Raw genomic sequence first — 18,838 nt, 5'->3', positions numbered from 1 at the left:
GCGCTGCTCAGACCTGCATCAGGTCGTGTTCCTTCACTTCGAGCTGCTTGTCGATCTCGGCGATGTACTTGTCGGTCAGCTTCTGGATGACATCCTCGGCGCGGTGCTGCTCGTCCTCGGAGATCTCCTTCTCCTTGAGCAGCGCCTTGATGTCGTTGTTGGCATCGCGCCGCACGTTGCGCACCGCCACGCGGGCGTTCTCGGCCTCGTGGCGGGCCTGCTTGATGTAGCCCTTGCGGGTCTCCTCGGTGAGCATCGGCATCGGCACGCGGATCACGTTGCCGGCGCTCGAGGGGTTGAGGCCCAGGTCCGAGGTCATGATCGCCTTCTCGATCTTGGGCACCAGGTTCTGCTCCCAGGGCACCACCGAGAGGGTGCGGGCGTCCTCGACGTTGACCGAGGCAACCTGGTTGAGCGGCACCTGGCTGCCGTAGTACTCCACGGTGACCGAATCGAGGATGCTGGAGTGGGCACGCCCGGTACGAATCTTGTTGAAATTGGCATGAAGCGCCTCGACGCTCTTCTTCATGCGGCTTTCGGCATCTTTCTGGATGTCATTGATCACGGTATCAACCTCTGTCTATCAGCGTGCCTTCCTTGCCGCCCACCACCAGGTTCAGCAGGGCGCCCGGCTTGTTCATGTTGAAGACGCGAACCGGCATGTCATGGTCCCGCACCAGGCAGATAGCGGTCAAATCCATGATGCCGAGCTTCTGATCGAGCGCATTATCGTAGCTCAGATGATCGTACTTGACCGCATCGGCGTGCTTCACCGGGTCCTTGTCGTAGACGCCGTCCACCTTGGTCGCCTTGACCACCACGTCGGCATCGATCTCGATGCCGCGCAGGCAGGCCGCCGAATCGGTGGTGAAGAAGGGGTTGCCGGTGCCGGCCGAGAACAATACCACGTCTCCCGAGGTCAGGTAGCGGATGGCCGTGCGACGGTCATAATGCTCCACCACCCCGCTCATGGGGATCGCCGACATCACCCGCGAGCGGATGTTGGAGCGCTCCAGGGCATCGCGCATGGCCAGGGCGTTCATCACCGTGGCCAGCATGCCCATGTGATCGCCGGTGACCCGATCCATGCCGGCCGCGTTGAGCGCCGCGCCGCGGAACAGGTTGCCGCCGCCGATGACGATGCCGACCTGCACGCCGATGCCCACCAGCTGGCCGATCTCCAGCGCCATGCGGTCGAGCACCTGGGGGTCGATGCCGAAGTCGTGCTCGCCCATCAGCGCCTCGCCGGAGAGCTTGAGCAGGATGCGCTTGTACTTGGACTTGTCACTGCGGGACTTGTCGGAGCGGGGCTGGGCGGGACTCTCGACCTGATCGGGTATGGCCATGGCAACTCTCCTGGGCGCAAGGGGGGGATGAAGCAACGCTCTGCGGCGGCCGACGCGGCGGCCGGATACGAGAAGGCGTGCGCTCGCGCGCACGCCATTCTCGAGCTGGAACCTCTGACCTTAGCGGCGGCCAGCCTGTTCCATGACTTCCTTGGCGAAGTCGACCTCTTCCTTCTCGATACCCTCGCCCACCTCGAAGCGGGTGAAGCCGATCACCTCGCCGCCCGCGGCCTTGACGTACTCGGCGACGGACTGGTTCGGGTCCTTGACGAAGGGCTGCTCGGTCAGGCTGTTCTCGGCCAGGTACTTCTTCAGGCGGCCCTCGACCATCTTCTCGGCGATCTGCTCGGGCTTGCCGGCCATGTCGGGCTGGGCCAGGATGATCGCCTTCTCCTTGTCGAGCTGCTCCTGCGGCATGTCCTCGGGGCGCGCCACGGCCGGGTTGATCGCGGCCACGTGCATGGCGACGTCCTTGGCGACCTCGGCGTTGCCGCCCTTGAGCACGGTGAGCACGCCGATACGGCCGCCGTGGACGTACTCGCCCACCAGCGCGCCTTCGGGGGCCTCGACCACGGCGCAGCGGCGCACGCCGATGTTCTCGCCGATCTTCTGCACCAGCTGCTCGCGGGCGCTCTCGAGGGCACCTTCCATCACCGCGGCGACGTCCTCGCTCCTGGCGGCGAAGAAGGCGTCGGCGACCTGGTCGGCGAAGGCCTTGAAGTTGTCGTCGCGGGCGACGAAGTCGGTCTCGGAGTTGATCTCGACCACCACACCGTAGCTGCCGTCCTCGGCGACGCGGGTCGCCACGGCACCCTCGGCGGCGGTACGGCCGGCCTTCTTGGCGGCCTTCAGGCCCGAGCTCTTGCGCAGGTTCTCGATGGCGACCTCGATGTCACCACCGGCTTCGGTGAGCGCCTTCTTGCACTCCATCATGCCGAGCCCGGTACGCTCGCGCAGTTCCTTGACCTGGGAAGCGCTGATCGCTGCCATGGTATTCACCTCTCGATAAGTGGAACCCGGGTAGGTTCGACCTGGGAATAAGGGCGCCGGACCCTTGGGCCCGGTGCAATCCCGCCCGCCGCAGCGAGGCGGTAGTGGGCGGCCGCCAGGGCTGGCCGCCCACCCGGACCGGCGCTGCCGGCCCGGGTGGCTCGCCGTTACTCGGCAGCGGCAGCCGCGTCGCCGCTTTCACCCTCGGTGACCTCGACGAACTCGTCGGGACGGCCTTCCTTCGCCCGCGCGCAGGCGTCGGCGATCGCCTTGACGTAGATCTGGATGGCGCGGATGGAGTCATCGTTGCCCGGGATCACGTAGTCGACGCCGTCCGGGTCGGAGTTGGTGTCCACCACGCCGATGACCGGGATGCCGAGCTTGTTCGCCTCGTTGATGGCGATGCGCTCGTGGTCCACGTCGATCACGAACAGGGCGTCGGGCAGGCCGCCCATCTCCTTGATGCCGCCGATGGAGCGCTCGAGCTTGTCCTGCTCGCGGGTCGCCATCAGGACTTCCTTCTTGGTCAGCTTCTCGAAGGTGCCGTCCTCGCGCATGGTCTCGAGGTCGCGCAGGCGCTTGATCGACTGGCGGATGGTCTTGTAGTTGGTCAGCATGCCACCGAGCCAGCGGTGGTTGACGAAAGGCATGCCGACGCGGTTGGCCTCTTCCTTGATGATCTTGCTCGCGCTGCGCTTGGTGCCCACGAACAGGATCTTGTTGTTGGCCGCGGCCATCTTCTCGACCACGTCGATCACCTCGTTGAGGGCCGGCAGGGTGTGCTCGAGGTTGATGATGTGGATCTTGTTGCGCGCGCCGAAGATGAACTTGCCCATCTTCGGGTTCCAGTAGCGGGTCTGGTGACCGAAGTGGGCGCCCGCCTTGAGCAGGTCGCGCATGTTGACATGTGCCATGGATGACTCCTGAAAAATCGGGTTAGGCCTCCACGCACCCCATGGATCCGACCGCCGGGACGAACCGCGGCAGCACCCGGGACCATGTGCCGGTGCGTGTGTGTTTTCAAGGCTGTTGACATTACCGGCTCGAACCGTGACGCGTCGCGGCTCGGCGCCGACGCCTTCGCCGCCACGTCGGCCGGCCGGGGCTGGGCCTTGGCGGGCGACGATTGCAGGAAAGCGCGCGGCTTTATACCATAGTTCGCCAACGAGATGAAGTCGCCCGCCGTCCTTGGCCCACGTTGCCGGCGCCGCAACCCCTCTGAACCGAGATTCCATGAACATACCCATCAAGACGCCCGACGAGATCGAGAAGATGCGCGAGGCCGGCCGCCAGGCCGCCAGCGTGCTGGAAATGATAGCACCGCACGTGAAGGCCGGCGTGACCACCGGCGAGCTGGACCGCCTGTGCCACGACTACATCGTCGACGAGCTGGGCTCCACGCCGGCGCCGCTCAACTATCACGGGTACCCCAAGTCGATCTGCACCTCGCTCAACCATGTGGTGTGCCACGGCATCCCCGACCCGACCAAGAAGCTCAAGAAGGGCGACATCATGAACATCGATGTCACCGTGAAGACCGCCGACGGCTACCACGGCGACTCGAGCGCCATGTACGTGATCGGCGAGAACATCCAGGGCGAACGGCTGTGCCGGGTGACCCAGGAGTGCCTCTACAGGAGCATCGCCCTGGTGCGCCCCGGGGTGCGCCTCTCGACGCTGGCCCGCGCCATCCAGGACCACGCCGAGGCCAACGGCTACTCGGTGGTGCGCGACTTCTGCGGCCACGGCATCGGCGCCGGCTTCCACGAGGACCCGCAGGTGCTGCATTATGACGGCTATGCGCCCGAGGCCGATGCCACCCTGGCCGCCGGCATGTGCCTGACCATCGAGCCGATGATCAACGTCGGCGGGCACCAGACCAAGGTGCTGCGCGACGGCTGGACCGCGGTGACCCGCGACAAGAGTCTCTCCGCGCAGTGGGAGCACACGCTGCTGGTCACCGCGACCGGCGTCGAGGTGCTCACGGCGCGCCACGAGGAAGACTTCTCCTTCCTCGACCACTGAGTCGAGCCAACATGCTCCTGCACCACTACCGCTTCGAGCCCGACGAGACGCTGTTCGACGCCGAGACCTTCCGCCGCGAGCTGGCCGGCACCCGCTCGCCCATCGCCCCGTTCAAGGCGGCGCTGCGCGACATCCAGGGCCGGCTCGACGAGCGCTTCCACGCCGGCGCCGACATCCGCGACCTGGTGCATGGCCGCGCCTGGTGCCTCGACCAGCTGCTTGGCGTGGCCTGGTCGCTGCACGCCTGGCCCGACGACGGCGTGGCGCTGCTGGCGGTGGGCGGCTACGGACGCGGCGAGCTGCATCCGCACTCCGACGTCGACCTGATGCTGTTGCTGGAGGCGGACGACGACACCCCCTACCGGGAGCCACTGACCGCCTTCATCACCCTGCTGTGGGACATCGGCCTGGAGATCGGCCACAGCGTTCGCTCGCTCTCGGACTGCGAGCGCGAGGCCGAGGGCGACATCACCGTCATCACCAACCTGATGGAGTCGCGCACCCTGGCCGGCCCCGAATCGCTGCGCACGGCGATGAAGGCGCGCATCGCTCCCGAGCGGATGTGGCCGTCGGACCGCTTCTTCGAGGCCAAGTGGCAGGAGCAGATCGCCCGCCACCACCGCTTCAACAACTCCGAGTACCATCTCGAACCCAACATCAAGAGCTCGCCGGGCGGGCTGCGCGACATCCAGATGATCGGCTGGGTGGCCAAGCGCCACTTCGGCAGCCAGCGCTACGAGGACCTGGTGGCGAACGGCTTCATGAACGACGCCGAGCTGCGCATCCTGAGCCAGGGCCAGGCCTTCCTGTGGCAGGTGCGCTACGCGCTGCACATGCTCACCGGGCGCGCCGAGGATCGCCTGCTGTTCGACCACCAGCGCACCATCGCCGAGCTGTTCGGCTTCCGCGACACCCCGGAGCGGCTCGCCGTCGAGCAGTTCATGAAGCGCTACTATCGCCACGTCACGGCGCTGGCGGGGCTCAACGACATGCTGCTGCAGCACTTCGACGAGGCGATCCTGCGCGGCGGCGAGCGCCTGGAGAGCGCTCCCCTCAACGAGCGCTTCGAGACCGAGGGCGGCTACATCAAGGCGCGCCAGCGCTCGGTCTTCCGCGAGCACCCCTCGGCGCTGCTCGAGCTGTTCCTGCTGATGGCCGAGCACCCCGAGATCGAGGGCGTGCGCGCCGATACCATTCGCCTGATTCGCGACCACCGCCACCTGATCGACGACCTCTACCGCGACGACGCCCACCATCAGCACCTGTTCATGTCGCTGCTGCGCTCCAGCGGCAACGTGGCGCGCCAGCTCAGGCGCATGAACCGCTACGGCGTGCTCGGCAAGTACCTGCCCGAGTTCGGCCAGGCGGTGGGCCTGATGCAGCATGACCTGTTCCACATCTATACCGTGGACGCCCACACCCTGCGCCTGCTCAAGTTCATCCACCAGTTCCGCAAGCCCGAGGCGCGCGGCGACTTCCCGGTGGCGGCGGCGCTGGTCCATCAGTTGCCCAAGCTGGAGCTGCTGTGGCTCGCCGGGCTCTACCACGACATCGGCAAGGGCCGCGGCGGCGACCACTCGCTCCTCGGTGCCCGCGACGTGGAGCGCTTCGCCGAGCGCCACGGCCTGTCGAGTCGCGACACCCGGCTGGTCAGCTGGCTGGTGGAGAACCACCTGGTGATGTCGATGGTGGCGCAGAAGCGCGACATCACGGATCCCGACGTGATCCGCGAGTTCGCCGCCCAGGTCGGCGACGAGACCCGCCTGGACTACCTCTACGTGCTGACCGTGGCCGACATCAACGCCACCAACCCGACGCTGTGGAACGGCTGGCGCGCCTCGCTGCTGCGCCAGCTCCACGCCGAGACCAAGCGCGCCCTGCGCCGCGGCCTGGACAATCCCCTCGACCGCGAGGAGTGGGTGCGCGAGACCCGCGGCGAGGCGCGCTCGCTGCTGGCCACGGTGGGTGCCGACGTGGCCCGGGTCGACCGCCTGTGGGAGTCGCTCGGCGAGGAGTACTTCCTGCAGTACGCGCCCAGCGAGATCGCCTGGCAGACCATGGGCATCCTGGCCCACGGGGAGTCGCCCCTGCCGCTGATCCTGATCAGCGCCCCGACCGACGACATGACCGACGGCGGCACCAAGGTGTTCATCCACACCCGCTCGGTGGACGACCTGTTCGCCGCGACCGCCGCCGCCATGGAGCAGCTCGGGCTGTCGATCCACGACGCGCGCATCGCCACCTCGAGCAACGACTGGACGCTCAACACCTTCATCGTGCTCGACGACCAGGGCCGCGCCATCCGCGACCCGAACCGCATCGAGGAGATCCGCGCACATCTCGTCGAGGAGCTCGACGACCCCGATGACTATCCGCAGATCGTCACCCGCCACACCCCGCGACAGCTGCGCCACTTCAAGGTGCCGACCGAGGTACTGATCGAGCAGGACCCGGCCAACGAGCGCACCCTGCTCGAGCTGACCGCACCCGACCGCCCCGGCCTGCTGGCCCGGGTCGGGCGTATCTTCATGGAGCAGGACATCTCGCTCTCGGCGGCCAAGATCGCCACCCTGGGCGAGCGCGTCGAGGACGTCTTCTTCATCACCGACAAGGCCGGCGCGCCGCTGACCGACCCCGAGCGCCAGCAGCGCCTGCGCGCGCGGCTGATCGAGGTGCTCGACGTGGCGGGCTGAGCCCGCCGCGTATGGGTTTGAGGCGAGCCGGGGGCTTCCCTATAATCGTCGGTCTGCCCGCAGCCACGACAACGACGCCGCTCCACGGCGCCTGGACACCGATGAACCCCGACCTCGACGCCCTCAAGCCCTACCCCTTCGAGAAGCTCGCCGCGCTCAAGGCCGGCGTGACGCCCCCCACGGGGCTGGCGCACATTCCGCTGACCATCGGCGAACCGCAGCACGCGCCCTTCGCCGCCGCCCTGGGATCGCTGCAGGCCCACCAGCAGGCATTCGCCCGCTACCCGGCCACCGCCGGCATGCCCGAGCTGCGTGCCGCCATCGCCGCCTGGGCCACCCGTCGCTTCGGGCTCGCCGGCCTCGACGCCGAGCGCCAGGTGCTGCCGGTCAACGGCACCCGCGAGGCGATCTTCGCCTTTATCCAGGCGGCACTGGATCGCACCCGCCCGGCCCGGGTGGCGGTGCCCAACCCCTTCTACCAGATCTACGAGGGCGCCACCCTGCTCGCCGGCGGCCAGCCGCTCTACCTCGACTGCCGCGCCGAGAACGGTTTTCGCCCCGATTTCGATGCCGTGCCGGCCGACACCTGGCGCGAGGTGCAGATCGTCTTCCTCTGCTCGCCGGGCAACCCCACCGGCGCGGTGACGCCGCGGGCCGAGTTCGAAAGACTCATTGCGCTGGCCGACGAGTTCGATTTCCTCATCGCCTCCGACGAGTGCTACTCCGAGCTCTACCTCGACGAAGCCGCTCCGCCGCCGGGGCTGCTCGAGGCGTGCGCCGCCCTCGGCCGCCACGACTATCGCCGCTGCCTGGTGTTCCACTCGCTCTCCAAGCGCTCCAACCTGCCGGGGCTGCGCTCCGGCTTTGTCGCCGGTGACGCCGAACTGATCGCGCCGTTCAAGCGCTACCGCACCTACCATGGCTGTGCCATGGCGCTGCCCATCCAGCATGCCTCGATCACGGCGTGGAGCGACGAGGCTCACGTGCGCGCCAACCGCGAGGCCTACCGCGAGACGTTCGCCGCGGTGACCGAGATGCTCGCCCCGGTACTTGAATTCCCGACACCCGAGGCCAGTTTCTACCTATGGCCGGCGGTGCCGGGCGGTGACGACGAGGCCTTCGCCCGGGCACTGTTCGCCGCGGAGCATGTCAGCGTGCTCCCCGGCTCCTACATGGGGCGCCAGGGCAGTGACGGCACCAATCCCGGTGCAGGCCGCATCCGCCTGGCGCTGGTGGCCGACCTCGAGGCCACCGTGGAAGCCGCCCGGCGCATTCGCCGTTTCATCGAAAGGAGTGCATGATGGCGACGCTCTTCGTGATCAAGAACTGCGACACCTGCCGCAAGGCACGCCAGGCCCTGGACGCGAAGGGCCTGCCCTATCAGGTACACGACCTGCGCGAGGACGGCCTATCCGCCGCACTGCTCGAGCATATCCTCGCACGGGTCCCGGTGATGGAGGCCATCAACCGGCGCAGCACCACCTGGCGCAACCTCCCCGAAGAGGACAAGCAGGACCTCGACGCCAACAAGGTGCGTGCCTTGCTCATGGCCCACCCCACCCTGCTCAAGCGGCCATTGCTCGATACCGGTGACGAGATACGCATCGGCTACCGCGACGGCGACTACGACGATCTCAAGGGCTGAGGCCCATCCCCTTCAAGACGTGAGGACACCCCCATGCTGAGTTTTGCCTTCGGAATCGGCACCCAGAACACCCAGGGCGACTGGCTGGAGATCTACTACCCGGCACCGCTGCTCAAGCCGGAACCCAGCCTGGTGGAGGCCGTGGGCAAGGTGCTCGACGTCCCCGCCGGCAACAGCGCCGTCAGCTTCCTGCCCGAACACTGCGCCGATCTCGCCGCGGCACTCAAGGCGGCGGGCCACGTGGCCCAGGCCGAGCTGGCCGAGGCGCTGGCCGCGAGCCAGCGCCCGCTGGTCGCCACCTTCCTCGACAGCGACCTGCCGCCGCAGAGCGCCCCCGAGGTCTACCTCAAGCTGCACCTGCTGTCGCACCGCCAGGTCAAGCCGCACGGCGTCGACCTGACCGGCATGTTCGGCCTGCTGCGCAACGTGGCCTGGACCAGCGAAGGGCCGATCGACATCGAGGAACTGCCCGCCCGCCGCCTCAGGGCGCGCCTCGAGGGGCGCCCGCTGTCGGTGGACTGCGTCGACAAGTTCCCCAAGATGACCGACTATGTGGTCCCGAGCGGCGTGCGCATCGCCGACACCGCGCGGGTGCGCCTGGGCGCCTATCTCGGCGAAGGCACCACCGTGATGCACGAGGGCTTTGTCAATTTCAACGCCGGCGCCGAGGGCCCCGGCATGATCGAAGGCCGCATCTCCGCCGGCGTGATGGTGGGCAGGGGCTCCGACCTGGGCGGCGGCTGCTCCACCATGGGCACCCTCTCCGGCGGCGGCAACATCGTCATCAAGGTGGGCGAAGGCTGCCTGATCGGCGCCAACGCCGGCATCGGCATTCCGCTGGGCGACCGCTGCACCGTGGAGGCCGGGCTCTACATCACCGCCGGCGCCAAGGTCACCCTGCTCGACGACCAGGGCCAGGAAGTCAAGACCGTGGCGGCGCGCGAGCTGGCCGGGCAGAGCGACCTGCTGCTGCGCCGCAACTCGCAGAACGGGCGCATCGAGTGCCTGACCAACAAGAGCGCCATCGCGCTCAACGAAGCGCTCCACGCCCACAACTGAGGCGCGTCGGCGGCGCCACACGGCGCCGCCCGCCCCTCCCGGAACCTGCATGCCCTCAACGACTCCCGAACTCTCCCCCACCCTGGCGCTGGCCATGGAGCTGATCCGCCGCCCCTCGGTCACCCCCGATGACCTGGGCTGCCAGGCGCTGATGATCGAGCGCCTGGAGCGGCTCGGCTTCCACGTCGAGCGCCTGCCCTTCGGCGACGTGGAGAACGTCTGGGCAACCCATGGCCATCACGGCCCGGTGCTGGCCTTCGCCGGGCATACCGACGTGGTGCCGAGCGGCCCCCACACCCATTGGGACACGCCACCCTTCGAGCCCGTCATCGACGAGGCCGGCATGCTGCGCGGCCGCGGCGCGGCCGACATGAAGGGCAGCCTGGCGGCGATGGTCACTGCCGTGGAGCGCTTCGTCACCGCTCACCCCGACCACCACGGCCGCATCGCCTTCCTGATCACCTCGGACGAGGAGGGCCCCGCGGTGGACGGCACCCGGGCCGTGGTCGAGCACCTGCGCGAACGCAACGAGCGCCTCGACTTCTGCATCGTCGGCGAGCCCTCCTCGACCGACGCGCTCGGCGACGTGATCAAGAACGGCCGCCGCGGCTCGCTGGGCGGCGTGCTGCATATCAAGGGCATTCAGGGCCACGTGGCCTACCCGCACCTGGCGCGCAACCCCATCCACCAGGCCATGCCGGCGCTGGATGCGCTGGTGCGCGAGCACTGGGACGGCGGCAACGACTTCTTTCCCGCGACCAGCTTCCAGATCTCCAACATCCGCGCCGGTACCGGCGCCACCAACGTGATCCCCGCCGACGTGGAGGTAGTGTTCAACTTCCGCTTCTCCACCGAAGTGACCCACGAGCAGCTGCGTGCGCGCAGCGAGGCGATCCTCGACGCCCACGGCCTCGAGTACCAGATCGACTGGACGCTCAACGGCGACCCCTTCCTCACCGCCGAGGGGGAGCTGGTGGATGCGGCCCTCCACGGCGTCGAGTCCGTCCTCGGTCGCCGCCCCCGGCTCTCGACCAGCGGCGGCACTTCCGACGGCCGCTTCATCGCCACGCTGGGCAGCCAGGTGGTGGAACTGGGACCACGCAACGCCACCATTCACCAGGCCAACGAGCACGTTCGCGCCGCGGACCTCGACGACCTGAGCCGGATCTACGAAGCGATCCTGGCCAGGCTCTTCGTCAACGGAACCGCCCAGCCTTGACCGCGCCGAGAGGGTTCACCATGCCACACTCGCACGACAGCAACATGCGCTATCCGGACATCGAGGTCTACCTGCGCCAGGCGTCGCTTCCGGCGATCGACGCCTGGCTCGGCGAGACGCTGGATGCCGCCCCGCTGCGCGGCGCCGGACGCGGCAAGTGGCAGACCCGCGGCCATCACGGGGGGCACGTGATCCCGGTGCTGCTGGTCGAGAAGGCGGCTGACGGCTTCGCCAGCCTGTGGTTCGACAGCCCGCACACCCCCTGGCTGAGAGACTGCGACTGCGCCCGCGACGCCGCCGCCCGGCTCGACTGCGAGGTGCGCTGCTCGCTGGGCGGCTGGCAGCCCGGCGACGACCCCGACCGCTTCTGGCAGGTGCTGCCCGACGGCAGCGAAGGCGCCATCGACTGGCCCGACTCCGGCCAGTGACCGCAAACGACATCGCCCCGCATGATCTGAAACATGCGGGGCGATGCCTAAGAAAGCCAACCTGTCATCTGCGAAAGCTGCCGAGCGATGGCCAGGCTAGGCGGAAGTACAGCGGGAGTGCGGAGTTTGCTTGGGTACAGGAGCCTCTCGCGCTGTGCTTCCAACAACGCCTGGTCGAGCGCAGGCGCTTGCGACCACCTAAGTGATGACCGTGACGTCGTCGGCCTGCAACCCCCGCTCGTTCTCGATCACGTGATAGCGCACCTTCTGCCCCTCGGCCAGGGTGCGGTGGCCACGGCCGCGAATGGCACGGAAGTGGACGAAGACGTCCTCGCCGCTCTCGCGCTTGATGAAACCGTAGCCCTTGTTGACGTTGAACCACTTGACCTCGCCGATCTCGCGATCGTCGTTCTCCACCGCGGCCAGCACCGCCAGCTGCGGATTCAACGCATGGCTGGCCAGCGTGGCGACCAGCAGCAGCAGGAAGACGGCGAAGGAAACGATGGCATAGCCCACCGCGAAACCGCCGGGCTCGAGCAGGGTCAGCAGCTGCTGGGGCAGGCCGACGTCGGCCAGGGCAAGCGACAGGGCGATCAGCAGCGGCGCCGGCAGTGCCAGCAGCAGGCTGATCAACGTACAGCGAAAGATAACCTTGCGATTCATGGATCCGTATTGCTCACTTGTTATGTGGAAATGGTGAAACAGGACATTCGATGACGACGCGACGCGAGGCCCCGCCGACCAATGAAGGTGTCACGATGAACAGCGACACGCAGCGCGACGATTCTAGCATGAGCCTTTCCCAGGCGCTCGCCAGCCGTCTCGAGGCGCTGGAGAGCCGGATTGCCTACCAGGAACACTGGCTGGATACGCTGGACGCGGCCGTCGCCGCCCAGGAGCGGCGGCTGGCCCAGCTCGAGCGGATCAACGCCCTGATGCAGGAAAAGCTGCGCGACCAGCAACGTGCGCTGCAGGATTCGGAGATGGCGGCACCGTCAGCGCAGGACGAAGTGCCGCCGCATTACTAGCGCCGCGACCTTGTGTAGCGTCGACCTTGTGCAAGCGGCGCCGGGGAAAGGCCGAAGAGGAGGTCTTTTTCCAAGAATGGAGAAAGTGGCGCCCAAGGAGGGGGTTACAGCGCCTCCTCAAAGGCCTTTCGCCGGACTAGCCGCGTGCTGATACCGCAGAGCCTCTCCTTGGCTCCTTTATGGCAGCGCGTATACATCTCGTACCGTTACAGGTCGTCGAGGTAGCGCTCCGCATCCAATGCCGCCATGCAGCCGGTGCCGGCGGAGGTCACCGCCTGGCGGTAGACGTGGTCCATCACGTCGCCGGCGGCGAACACGCCCGGCACACTGGTGGCGGTGGCGTTGCCCTCGAGGCCGGACTTCACCTTGATGTAGCCGTCGTGCATCTCGAGCTGGCCCTCGAAGATGCCGGTGTTGGGGCTGTGACCGATGGCGATGAACACCCCCGGCGCCGCGATCTCCTTCACGCCGCCATCGACGGTGGAGCGAACGCGCACGCCGGTCACGCCGCTGGCGTCGCCCAGCACCTCCTCTACCACGTGGTTCCACTCGAGCACCACGTTGCCGCTCTCGGCCTTCTCGCGCAGGCGATCCTGCAGGATCTTCTCGGCGCGCAGGCTGTCGCGGCGGTGCACCAGGGTCACCTTGGAGGCGATGTTGGAGAGGTAGAGCGCCTCCTCCACGGCGGTGTTGCCGCCGCCCACCACCACGACCTCCTGGTTGCGGTAGAAGAAGCCGTCGCAGGTGGCGCAGGCCGACACCCCCTGGCCCATGAACTGCTGCTCGGACGGCAGCCCGAGGTAGCGGGCGCTGGCGCCGGTGGCGACGATCAGCGCGTCGCAGGTATAGCTGCCGCTGTCGCCCTTGAGGGTGAAGGGACGGTTGCGCAGGTCGACCTCGTGGATGTGGTCGAACAGGACCTCGGTGTCGAAGCGCTCGGCATGCCGCTTCATGCGCTCCATGAGCTCCGGCCCCTGCACGCCGGCATCGTCGCCGGGCCAGTTGTCGACGTCGGTGGTGGTGGTCAGCTGGCCGCCGGCCTGGATGCCGGTGATCAGCACCGGCTTGAGGTTGGCCCGCGCCGCGTAGACGGCGGCGGTGTAGCCGGCCGGGCCGGAACCGAGAATGATCAGGCGTTCGTGACGCGCTTCGCTCATGAAGGGAATCCTCGCTGCTCGAAAACGGGATGAGGCTTGGCATGCCCCCGGACGCGGTGGTCGCTACCTGCCGGGGCAAGGGTTGCCGCCATTGTACCAGCCTCCGCCGCCGAGGGCGTGGAGCGAGCCCACCCCGCCGATCTCTCACAGCACCTCGTCTTCGCGCCCCAGTTCGAGGGCGTCCAGCTCGCCCGTGGTCGGCGACACCTCCACCCGCAGCTGGATCGGCGCGCAGCAGTAAGGGCAGTCCTCCCAGGTCTGGTGGCTGCCCTGGGTGACGTCTATCAGCAGGTCGAAGCGCATGCTGCAGTAGGGGCAGTGGACGGGGTGGCTGTCGAGCTGCTCTTCATGCATGTCCAGGTCTCCCGGCGCGCGCCCTTCCCCCCGGCGGGACGACCGCACCTCGTTTCAGGCTTTCGTTCAGCATAGAAACCCTGGGCAGCGCTTGAAAGGGGGACCTATCATGACCATGTGCAAAGCATGAGACGAAGAAAAGGATCGTTCACTACCGTGACAGGAGGCCTTCATGAGCCGTGACGAGATGCCGGATACCCTGCAGACCCTGGTCGCCGGCGGCACCACGTATCACTACTACAGCCTGCCGAAGGCAGCCGATGCCCTGGGCAGCATCGACCGCCTGCCGAAGACGCTGAAGATCCTGCTGGAGAACCAGCTGCGCTTCGCCGACGACCCGAGCGTGGCGCGCGAGGACATGCAGGCGCTGGTCGACTGGCAGCAGGGCGGGCGCTCCGATCGCGAGATCGGCTATCGTCCGGCGCGGGTGCTGATGCAGGACTTCACCGGCGTTCCCGCGGTCGTGGACCTGGCCTCCATGCGTGCCGCGGTGCAGAAGCTCGGCGAGGACCCGTCCCGCATCAACCCGCTGTCACCGGTGGATCTGGTCATCGACCACTCGGTCATGGTCGACAAGTTCGGCAACCCTACCGCCTTCAAGGACAACGTCGCCATCGAGATGGAGCGCAACCGCGAGCGCTACGAATTCCTGCGCTGGGGCCAGCAGGCCTTCGACAACTTCAGCGTGGTGCCGCCCGGCACCGGCATCTGTCATCAGGTCAACCTCGAGTACCTGGGTCGTGCCGTCTGGAGCAAGGAGCAGGATGGCAGGACCTACGCCTACCCCGACACCCTGGTGGGCACCGATTCCCACACTACCATGATCAACGGCCTGGGCGTGCTCGGCTGGGGGGTGGGCGGCATCGAGGCCGAGGCCGCCATGCTCGGCCAGCCGGTGTCGATGCTGATTCCCGAGGTGGTGGGCTTCAAGCTCACCGGACGGCTGCACGAGGGCATTACCGCCACCGACCTGGTGCTGACGGTGACCCAGATGCTGCGCAGCCACGGCGTGGTGGGCAAGTTCGTCGAGTTCTATGGCGACGGCCTCGCCGACCTGCCGCTGGCCGACCGCGCCACCATCGGCAACATGGCGCCCGAGTACGGCGCCACCTGCGGCTTCTTCCCGGTCGACGAGGAGACCCTCGGATACATGCGCCTGACCGGGCGCGACGATGCCCAGGTCGAGCTGGTCGAGGCCTACTGCAAGGCCCAGGGGCTGTGGCGGCACCCCGGCGACGAGCCGATCTTCAGCGACACCCTGCATCTGGACCTGGGTGACGTCGAGGCCAGCCTGGCCGGCCCCAAGCGCCCCCAGGACCGGGTCGCCCTGAAGGACATGAAGGCCACCTTCGAGAAGCTGATGGAGGGCGAAGCGCAGGCCAAGCTCCCGCCCGATGAGGAGGGCGAGGAAAAGGGCCGCCTGTTCTCCGAGGGCGGTCAGACCGCGGTGGGGGTGCACGAGAGCTACGAGCACCACGACAGCCAGAGCGTCGAGTTCAACGGCGAGCAGTTCATGCTCAACCCCGGCGCCGTGGTGATCGCCGCCGTCACCTCCTGCACCAACACCTCCAACCCCAGCGTGATGATGGCCGCCGGCCTGCTGGCGCGCAACGCCCGCGCCAAGGGACTCAAGACCAAGCCCTGGGTCAAGCCCTCCCTGGCGCCGGGCTCCAAGGTGGTGACCGACTACTTCCGCGCCGCCGGGGTGCAGGAGGACCTCGACGCCCTGGGCTTCAATCTGGTGGGCTACGGCTGCACCACCTGCATCGGCAACTCCGGGCCGCTGCCGCCGCCCATCGAGAAGGCGATCGAGGACGGCGACCTCACCGTGGCCTCGGTGCTCTCGGGCAACCGCAACTTCGAGGGCCGCATCCATCCGCTGGTCAAGACCAACTGGCTCGCCTCGCCGCCGCTGGTGGTGGCCTACGCCCTGGCCGGCAACGTGCGCCTCGATCTCGCCCGCGACCCGCTGGGCGAGGACCGGGACGGCAACCCGGTCTACCTGCAGGACATCTGGCCCTCCCAGGCCGACATCGCCGAGGCCGTGGAGAAGGTCAAGACCGACATGTTCCGCAAGGAGTACGCCGCGGTGTTCGAGGGCGACGAGACCTGGCAGGCCCTGCAGGTGCCGCAGAGCCAGGTCTACGAGTGGTCGCCCTCCTCGACCTACATCCAGCACCCGCCCTTCTTCGAGGGCATGGGCCGCACCCCGGAGGTCATCGAGGACGTCGAGGACGCTCATATCCTTGCCCTGCTCGGTGACTCGGTGACCACCGACCACATCTCGCCGGCCGGCGCCATCAAGCCCGACAGCCCCGCCGGTCGCTACCTGCAGGCGCGCGGCATCAAGCCGGTGGACTTCAACTCCTACGGCTCGCGGCGCGGCAACCACGAGGTGATGATGCGCGGCACCTTCGCCAACGTGCGCATCCGCAACGAGATGCTCGACGGCGTGGTCGGCGGCGAGACCCGCCACGTGCCCTCGGGCGAACAGATGGCGATCTACGACGCCGCCATGAAGTACCAGGAGAAGGGCACGCCCCTGGTGGTGATAGCCGGCAAGGAGTACGGCACCGGCTCGTCGCGGGACTGGGCGGCCAAGGGCACGCGCCTGCTCGGCGTGCGCGCGGTGCTCGCTGAGTCCTACGAGCGCATCCACCGCTCCAACCTGATCGGCATGGGCGTGGTGCCGCTGCAGTTCCCCGAGGGCGAGGATCGCAAGAGCCTCGGCCTGACCGGCGACGAGACGATCTCGATCGAGGGGCTGGCCGACCTCACCCCGGGCGGCAAGGTGACGGTGACCATCAAGAGCGACAAGGGCGAGAAGCGCATCGAGGCCCTGTGCCGCATCGACACCGCCAACGAGCTGGAGTACTACCGCCACGGCGGCATCCTCCACTATGTGCTGCGGCGGATGATCGGCGCGGCGTAAGTCCTTCCCTTCATACCGTGCTCAAGCGAAAGGCTCTGTCGGTAACCGGCAGAGCCTTTGTCATGGTGTGTGGCATGGTGCTGCTGATTCATGTCACGAGCCAAGATACGCTGGCCAGGTTCGCTCCCGACGAACCAACGCACTTCCCACATCCCTGTGGGTCGTCGAGCGCAGTAATGAATCAGTCCACTATCAGAACGCCCGGCGGCGGTAGTGCCGGTACACCGGCGTCCAGCTGCTGCGCTCGATGGCCTGTCGCAGCTTGATGCCGTCGGTGCGCAGCGCCACGCCCTCCTGCTGGGCCTGGGCGGCGACCTCGAAGGCGATTGCCCTGGACAACTCGCGAATCTGCGATAGCGCGGGCAGCAGTGCCCCTTCGCCCTCCTTGACCAGCGGCGCCTCGCGCGCCAGCGCCCGCGACGCGGTCATCAGCATGGTATCGGTGATTCGCCGGGCGCCGCTGGCCACCACCCCGAGACCGATGCCGGGGAAGATGTAGGCGTTGTTGCACTGCGCGATGGGGTAGCGCTTGCCGTCGTATTCCACCGGCGGGAAGGGGCTGCCGGTGGCCACCAGCGCCTGGCCGTCGGTCCAGTGAAGGACATCGCTGGGAGTCGCCTCGACGCGCGAGGTGGGGTTGGAGAGCGGCATGATCACCGGGCGCTCGCAGCCGGCGTGCATGGCACGGATCACCGCCTCGGAGAAGAGCCCCGGCTGGCCCGAGACGCCGATCAGCACCGTGGGCTGGATATGGCGCGCCACCTCCAGCAGCGACTGGTCCTGCCACCCCGCCACCAGCTCGGGGTCATGGGCCAGGCGGCGCTGGAAGTCGCGCAGCCACGGCTGGTCGGCGGTCACCAGGCCATCGCGGTCGACCATGAAGACCCGGCGGCGCGCCTCCTTCTCGGAGAGCCCCTCGGCCTGCATCGCCACCACCACCTGCTCGGCGATGCCGCAGCCGGCGGAACCGGCGCCGACGAACACCACGCGCTGGTCGGCGATGGTCTCGTCGCGGGCCTGGCAGGCCGCCATTAGGGTGCCCACGGCGACGGCGGCGGTGCCCTGCACGTCATCGTTGAAGCAGCACAGCTGGTCGCGGTAGCGCTCCAGCAGTGGCACCGCGTTGGCCTGGGCGAAATCCTCGAACTGCAGCAGGACGTTGGGCCAGCGGCGCTTGACCGCGGCGATGAAGTCCTCGAGGAAGGCGTCGTACTCCTCTTGGGAGATGCGCGGGTGGCGCCAGCCCATGTACATGGGATCGTCGAGCAGGGCCTGGTTGTTGGTGCCCACGTCGAGCATGATCGGCAGCGTGTAGGCGGGGCTGATGCCGCCGCAGGCCGTATACAGCGCCAGCTTGCCGATGGGGATGCCCATGCCGCCGATGCCCTGGTCGCCGAGGCCGAGGATCCGCTCGCCGTCGGTCACCACGATCACCTTGACCTTGTCCTTGGTGGCGCTGCGCAGGATATCGTCCATGCGCTCGCGGTCGGGATAGCTGACGAACAGGCCGCGGTGGCTGCGGTAGATGTTGGAGAACTCCTCGCAGGCCTGTCCCACCGTCGGGGTGTAGATGATCGGCAGCATCTCCTCGAGGTGCTGCATGACCAGGTGATAGTAGAGCGTCTCGTTGTCGTCCTGGATCGCGCGCAGGTGGATATGCTTGTCCAGGTCGCTGTGGCACTGCTGGTACTGGCGATAGGCCCTCTCGGCCTGTTCCTCGATGGACTCCACGTTCTGTGGCAACAGCCCGATCAGGTTGAACTCGAGGCGTTCCTCGCGGGAGAAGGCGCTGCCCTTGTTGAGCAGTGGCATCTCGAGCAGCGAAGGACCCGCGTAGGGAATATAGAGTGGACGTTTGCTTTCGTTGGGCATCTCTTGTCTCGATACGGTGACTGGAACCGGGCCGTAAGCGCTCTGCTGGCGCCTTCGCGCCAACTCTACCACGCCTCCGCCACGATGGCG

General features: G+C 67.7%; 17 protein-coding genes. 9 read left to right on the top strand and 8 right to left on the bottom strand.

All coding sequences use genetic code 11. The features are described 5' to 3' along the window. Window positions 1-7 precede the first annotated feature (7 nt). From frr to rpsB, 4 genes are all read right to left on the bottom strand, one after another. The gene (gene frr / locus DIS04_RS06010) at window positions 8-565 is read right to left on the bottom strand and encodes a ribosome recycling factor (RefSeq protein WP_111412879.1); all 558 of its coding nucleotides are present in this window, start codon (window positions 563-565) and stop codon (window positions 8-10) included. Between the two features lie 4 nt (window positions 566-569). After that, on the bottom strand, window positions 570-1,346 hold the full coding sequence (pyrH, locus tag DIS04_RS06005) for a UMP kinase (RefSeq protein ID WP_179951232.1): 777 nt from the start codon (window positions 1,344-1,346) through the stop codon (window positions 570-572). A gap of 120 nt (window positions 1,347-1,466) precedes the next feature. Continuing rightward, the gene (gene tsf / locus DIS04_RS06000; RefSeq protein WP_111412878.1) at window positions 1,467-2,336 is read right to left on the bottom strand and encodes a translation elongation factor Ts; all 870 of its coding nucleotides are present in this window, start codon (window positions 2,334-2,336) and stop codon (window positions 1,467-1,469) included. Window positions 2,337-2,503: 167 nt separating this feature from the next. Next, the gene (gene rpsB / locus DIS04_RS05995; protein ID WP_111412877.1) at window positions 2,504-3,250 is read right to left on the bottom strand and encodes a 30S ribosomal protein S2; all 747 of its coding nucleotides are present in this window, start codon (window positions 3,248-3,250) and stop codon (window positions 2,504-2,506) included. 319 nt (window positions 3,251-3,569) lie between these two features. On the opposite strand from rpsB, the gene map reads away from it, so the two are divergent. The 7 genes from map (at window position 3,570) to DIS04_RS05960 (ending at window position 11,405) form a co-directional block, all read left to right on the top strand. Beyond that, window positions 3,570-4,361: a type I methionyl aminopeptidase gene (gene map / locus DIS04_RS05990; protein WP_111412876.1), complete on the top strand. Its 792-nt coding sequence runs from the start codon at window positions 3,570-3,572 to the stop codon at window positions 4,359-4,361. A gap of 11 nt (window positions 4,362-4,372) precedes the next feature. Next, the gene (locus DIS04_RS05985) at window positions 4,373-7,054 is read left to right on the top strand and encodes a [protein-PII] uridylyltransferase (RefSeq protein ID WP_111412875.1); all 2,682 of its coding nucleotides are present in this window, start codon (window positions 4,373-4,375) and stop codon (window positions 7,052-7,054) included. A 101-nt stretch (window positions 7,055-7,155) separates the two neighbouring features. Then, a complete protein-coding gene (gene dapC / locus DIS04_RS05980; RefSeq protein ID WP_111412874.1) occupies window positions 7,156-8,355 on the top strand; it encodes a succinyldiaminopimelate transaminase in 1,200 nt (399 codons plus the stop codon). Beyond that, window positions 8,355-8,699, top strand: coding sequence for a Spx/MgsR family RNA polymerase-binding regulatory protein (locus tag DIS04_RS05975; protein WP_111412873.1), 345 nt, complete (start codon window positions 8,355-8,357; stop codon window positions 8,697-8,699). The genes dapC and DIS04_RS05975 overlap by 1 nt, the downstream gene beginning before the upstream one ends. A gap of 33 nt (window positions 8,700-8,732) precedes the next feature. Further along, window positions 8,733-9,758 carry a 2,3,4,5-tetrahydropyridine-2,6-dicarboxylate N-succinyltransferase gene (gene dapD, locus DIS04_RS05970; RefSeq protein WP_111412872.1) on the top strand — a complete coding sequence of 342 codons (1,026 nt, stop codon included), beginning with the start codon at window positions 8,733-8,735 and terminating at the stop codon, window positions 9,756-9,758. A gap of 49 nt (window positions 9,759-9,807) precedes the next feature. Next, window positions 9,808-10,977: a succinyl-diaminopimelate desuccinylase gene (dapE, locus tag DIS04_RS05965; RefSeq protein ID WP_111412871.1), complete on the top strand. Its 1,170-nt coding sequence runs from the start codon at window positions 9,808-9,810 to the stop codon at window positions 10,975-10,977. A gap of 20 nt (window positions 10,978-10,997) precedes the next feature. Beyond that, a complete protein-coding gene (locus tag DIS04_RS05960) occupies window positions 10,998-11,405 on the top strand; it encodes a hypothetical protein (RefSeq protein WP_179951231.1) in 408 nt (135 codons plus the stop codon). 198 nt (window positions 11,406-11,603) lie between these two features. Here DIS04_RS05960 and DIS04_RS20825 read toward each other — a convergent pair whose 3' ends face one another. Next, the gene (locus DIS04_RS20825) at window positions 11,604-12,068 is read right to left on the bottom strand and encodes a cold shock domain-containing protein (protein WP_111412870.1); all 465 of its coding nucleotides are present in this window, start codon (window positions 12,066-12,068) and stop codon (window positions 11,604-11,606) included. Window positions 12,069-12,118: 50 nt separating this feature from the next. Between DIS04_RS20825 and DIS04_RS05950 the strand changes: the two genes are divergently transcribed. Continuing rightward, entirely contained in the window at window positions 12,119-12,433 is a 315-nt protein-coding gene (locus DIS04_RS05950) for a SlyX family protein (RefSeq protein WP_111412869.1), read from the top strand. 206 nt (window positions 12,434-12,639) lie between these two features. Here the strand turns inward: DIS04_RS05950 and trxB are convergent, their stop codons facing one another. After that, entirely contained in the window at window positions 12,640-13,590 is a 951-nt protein-coding gene (gene trxB / locus DIS04_RS05945; RefSeq protein ID WP_111412868.1) for a thioredoxin-disulfide reductase, read from the bottom strand. 144 nt (window positions 13,591-13,734) lie between these two features. After that, the gene (locus DIS04_RS05940; protein ID WP_111412867.1) at window positions 13,735-13,944 is read right to left on the bottom strand and encodes a zinc ribbon domain-containing protein; all 210 of its coding nucleotides are present in this window, start codon (window positions 13,942-13,944) and stop codon (window positions 13,735-13,737) included. 172 nt (window positions 13,945-14,116) lie between these two features. Between DIS04_RS05940 and acnA the strand changes: the two genes are divergently transcribed. Continuing rightward, window positions 14,117-16,876, top strand: coding sequence for an aconitate hydratase AcnA (acnA, locus tag DIS04_RS05935; protein ID WP_111412866.1), 2,760 nt, complete (start codon window positions 14,117-14,119; stop codon window positions 16,874-16,876). Window positions 16,877-17,068: 192 nt separating this feature from the next. On the opposite strand, the gene DIS04_RS05930 is transcribed toward acnA, so the two are convergent. Further along, window positions 17,069-18,748, bottom strand: a complete 1,680-nt coding sequence (locus DIS04_RS05930) for an NAD-dependent malic enzyme (protein ID WP_111412865.1) — start codon at window positions 18,746-18,748, stop codon at window positions 17,069-17,071. Window positions 18,749-18,838 lie beyond the last annotated feature (90 nt).

It is taken from the genome of Billgrantia lactosivorans (assembly GCF_003254665.1).
Lineage (GTDB): Bacteria > Pseudomonadota > Gammaproteobacteria > Pseudomonadales > Halomonadaceae > Halomonas > Halomonas lactosivorans.
The sequence above is the reverse complement of the archived record's forward strand: the minus strand, read 5'-3'. Positions and strand labels throughout refer to the sequence as shown.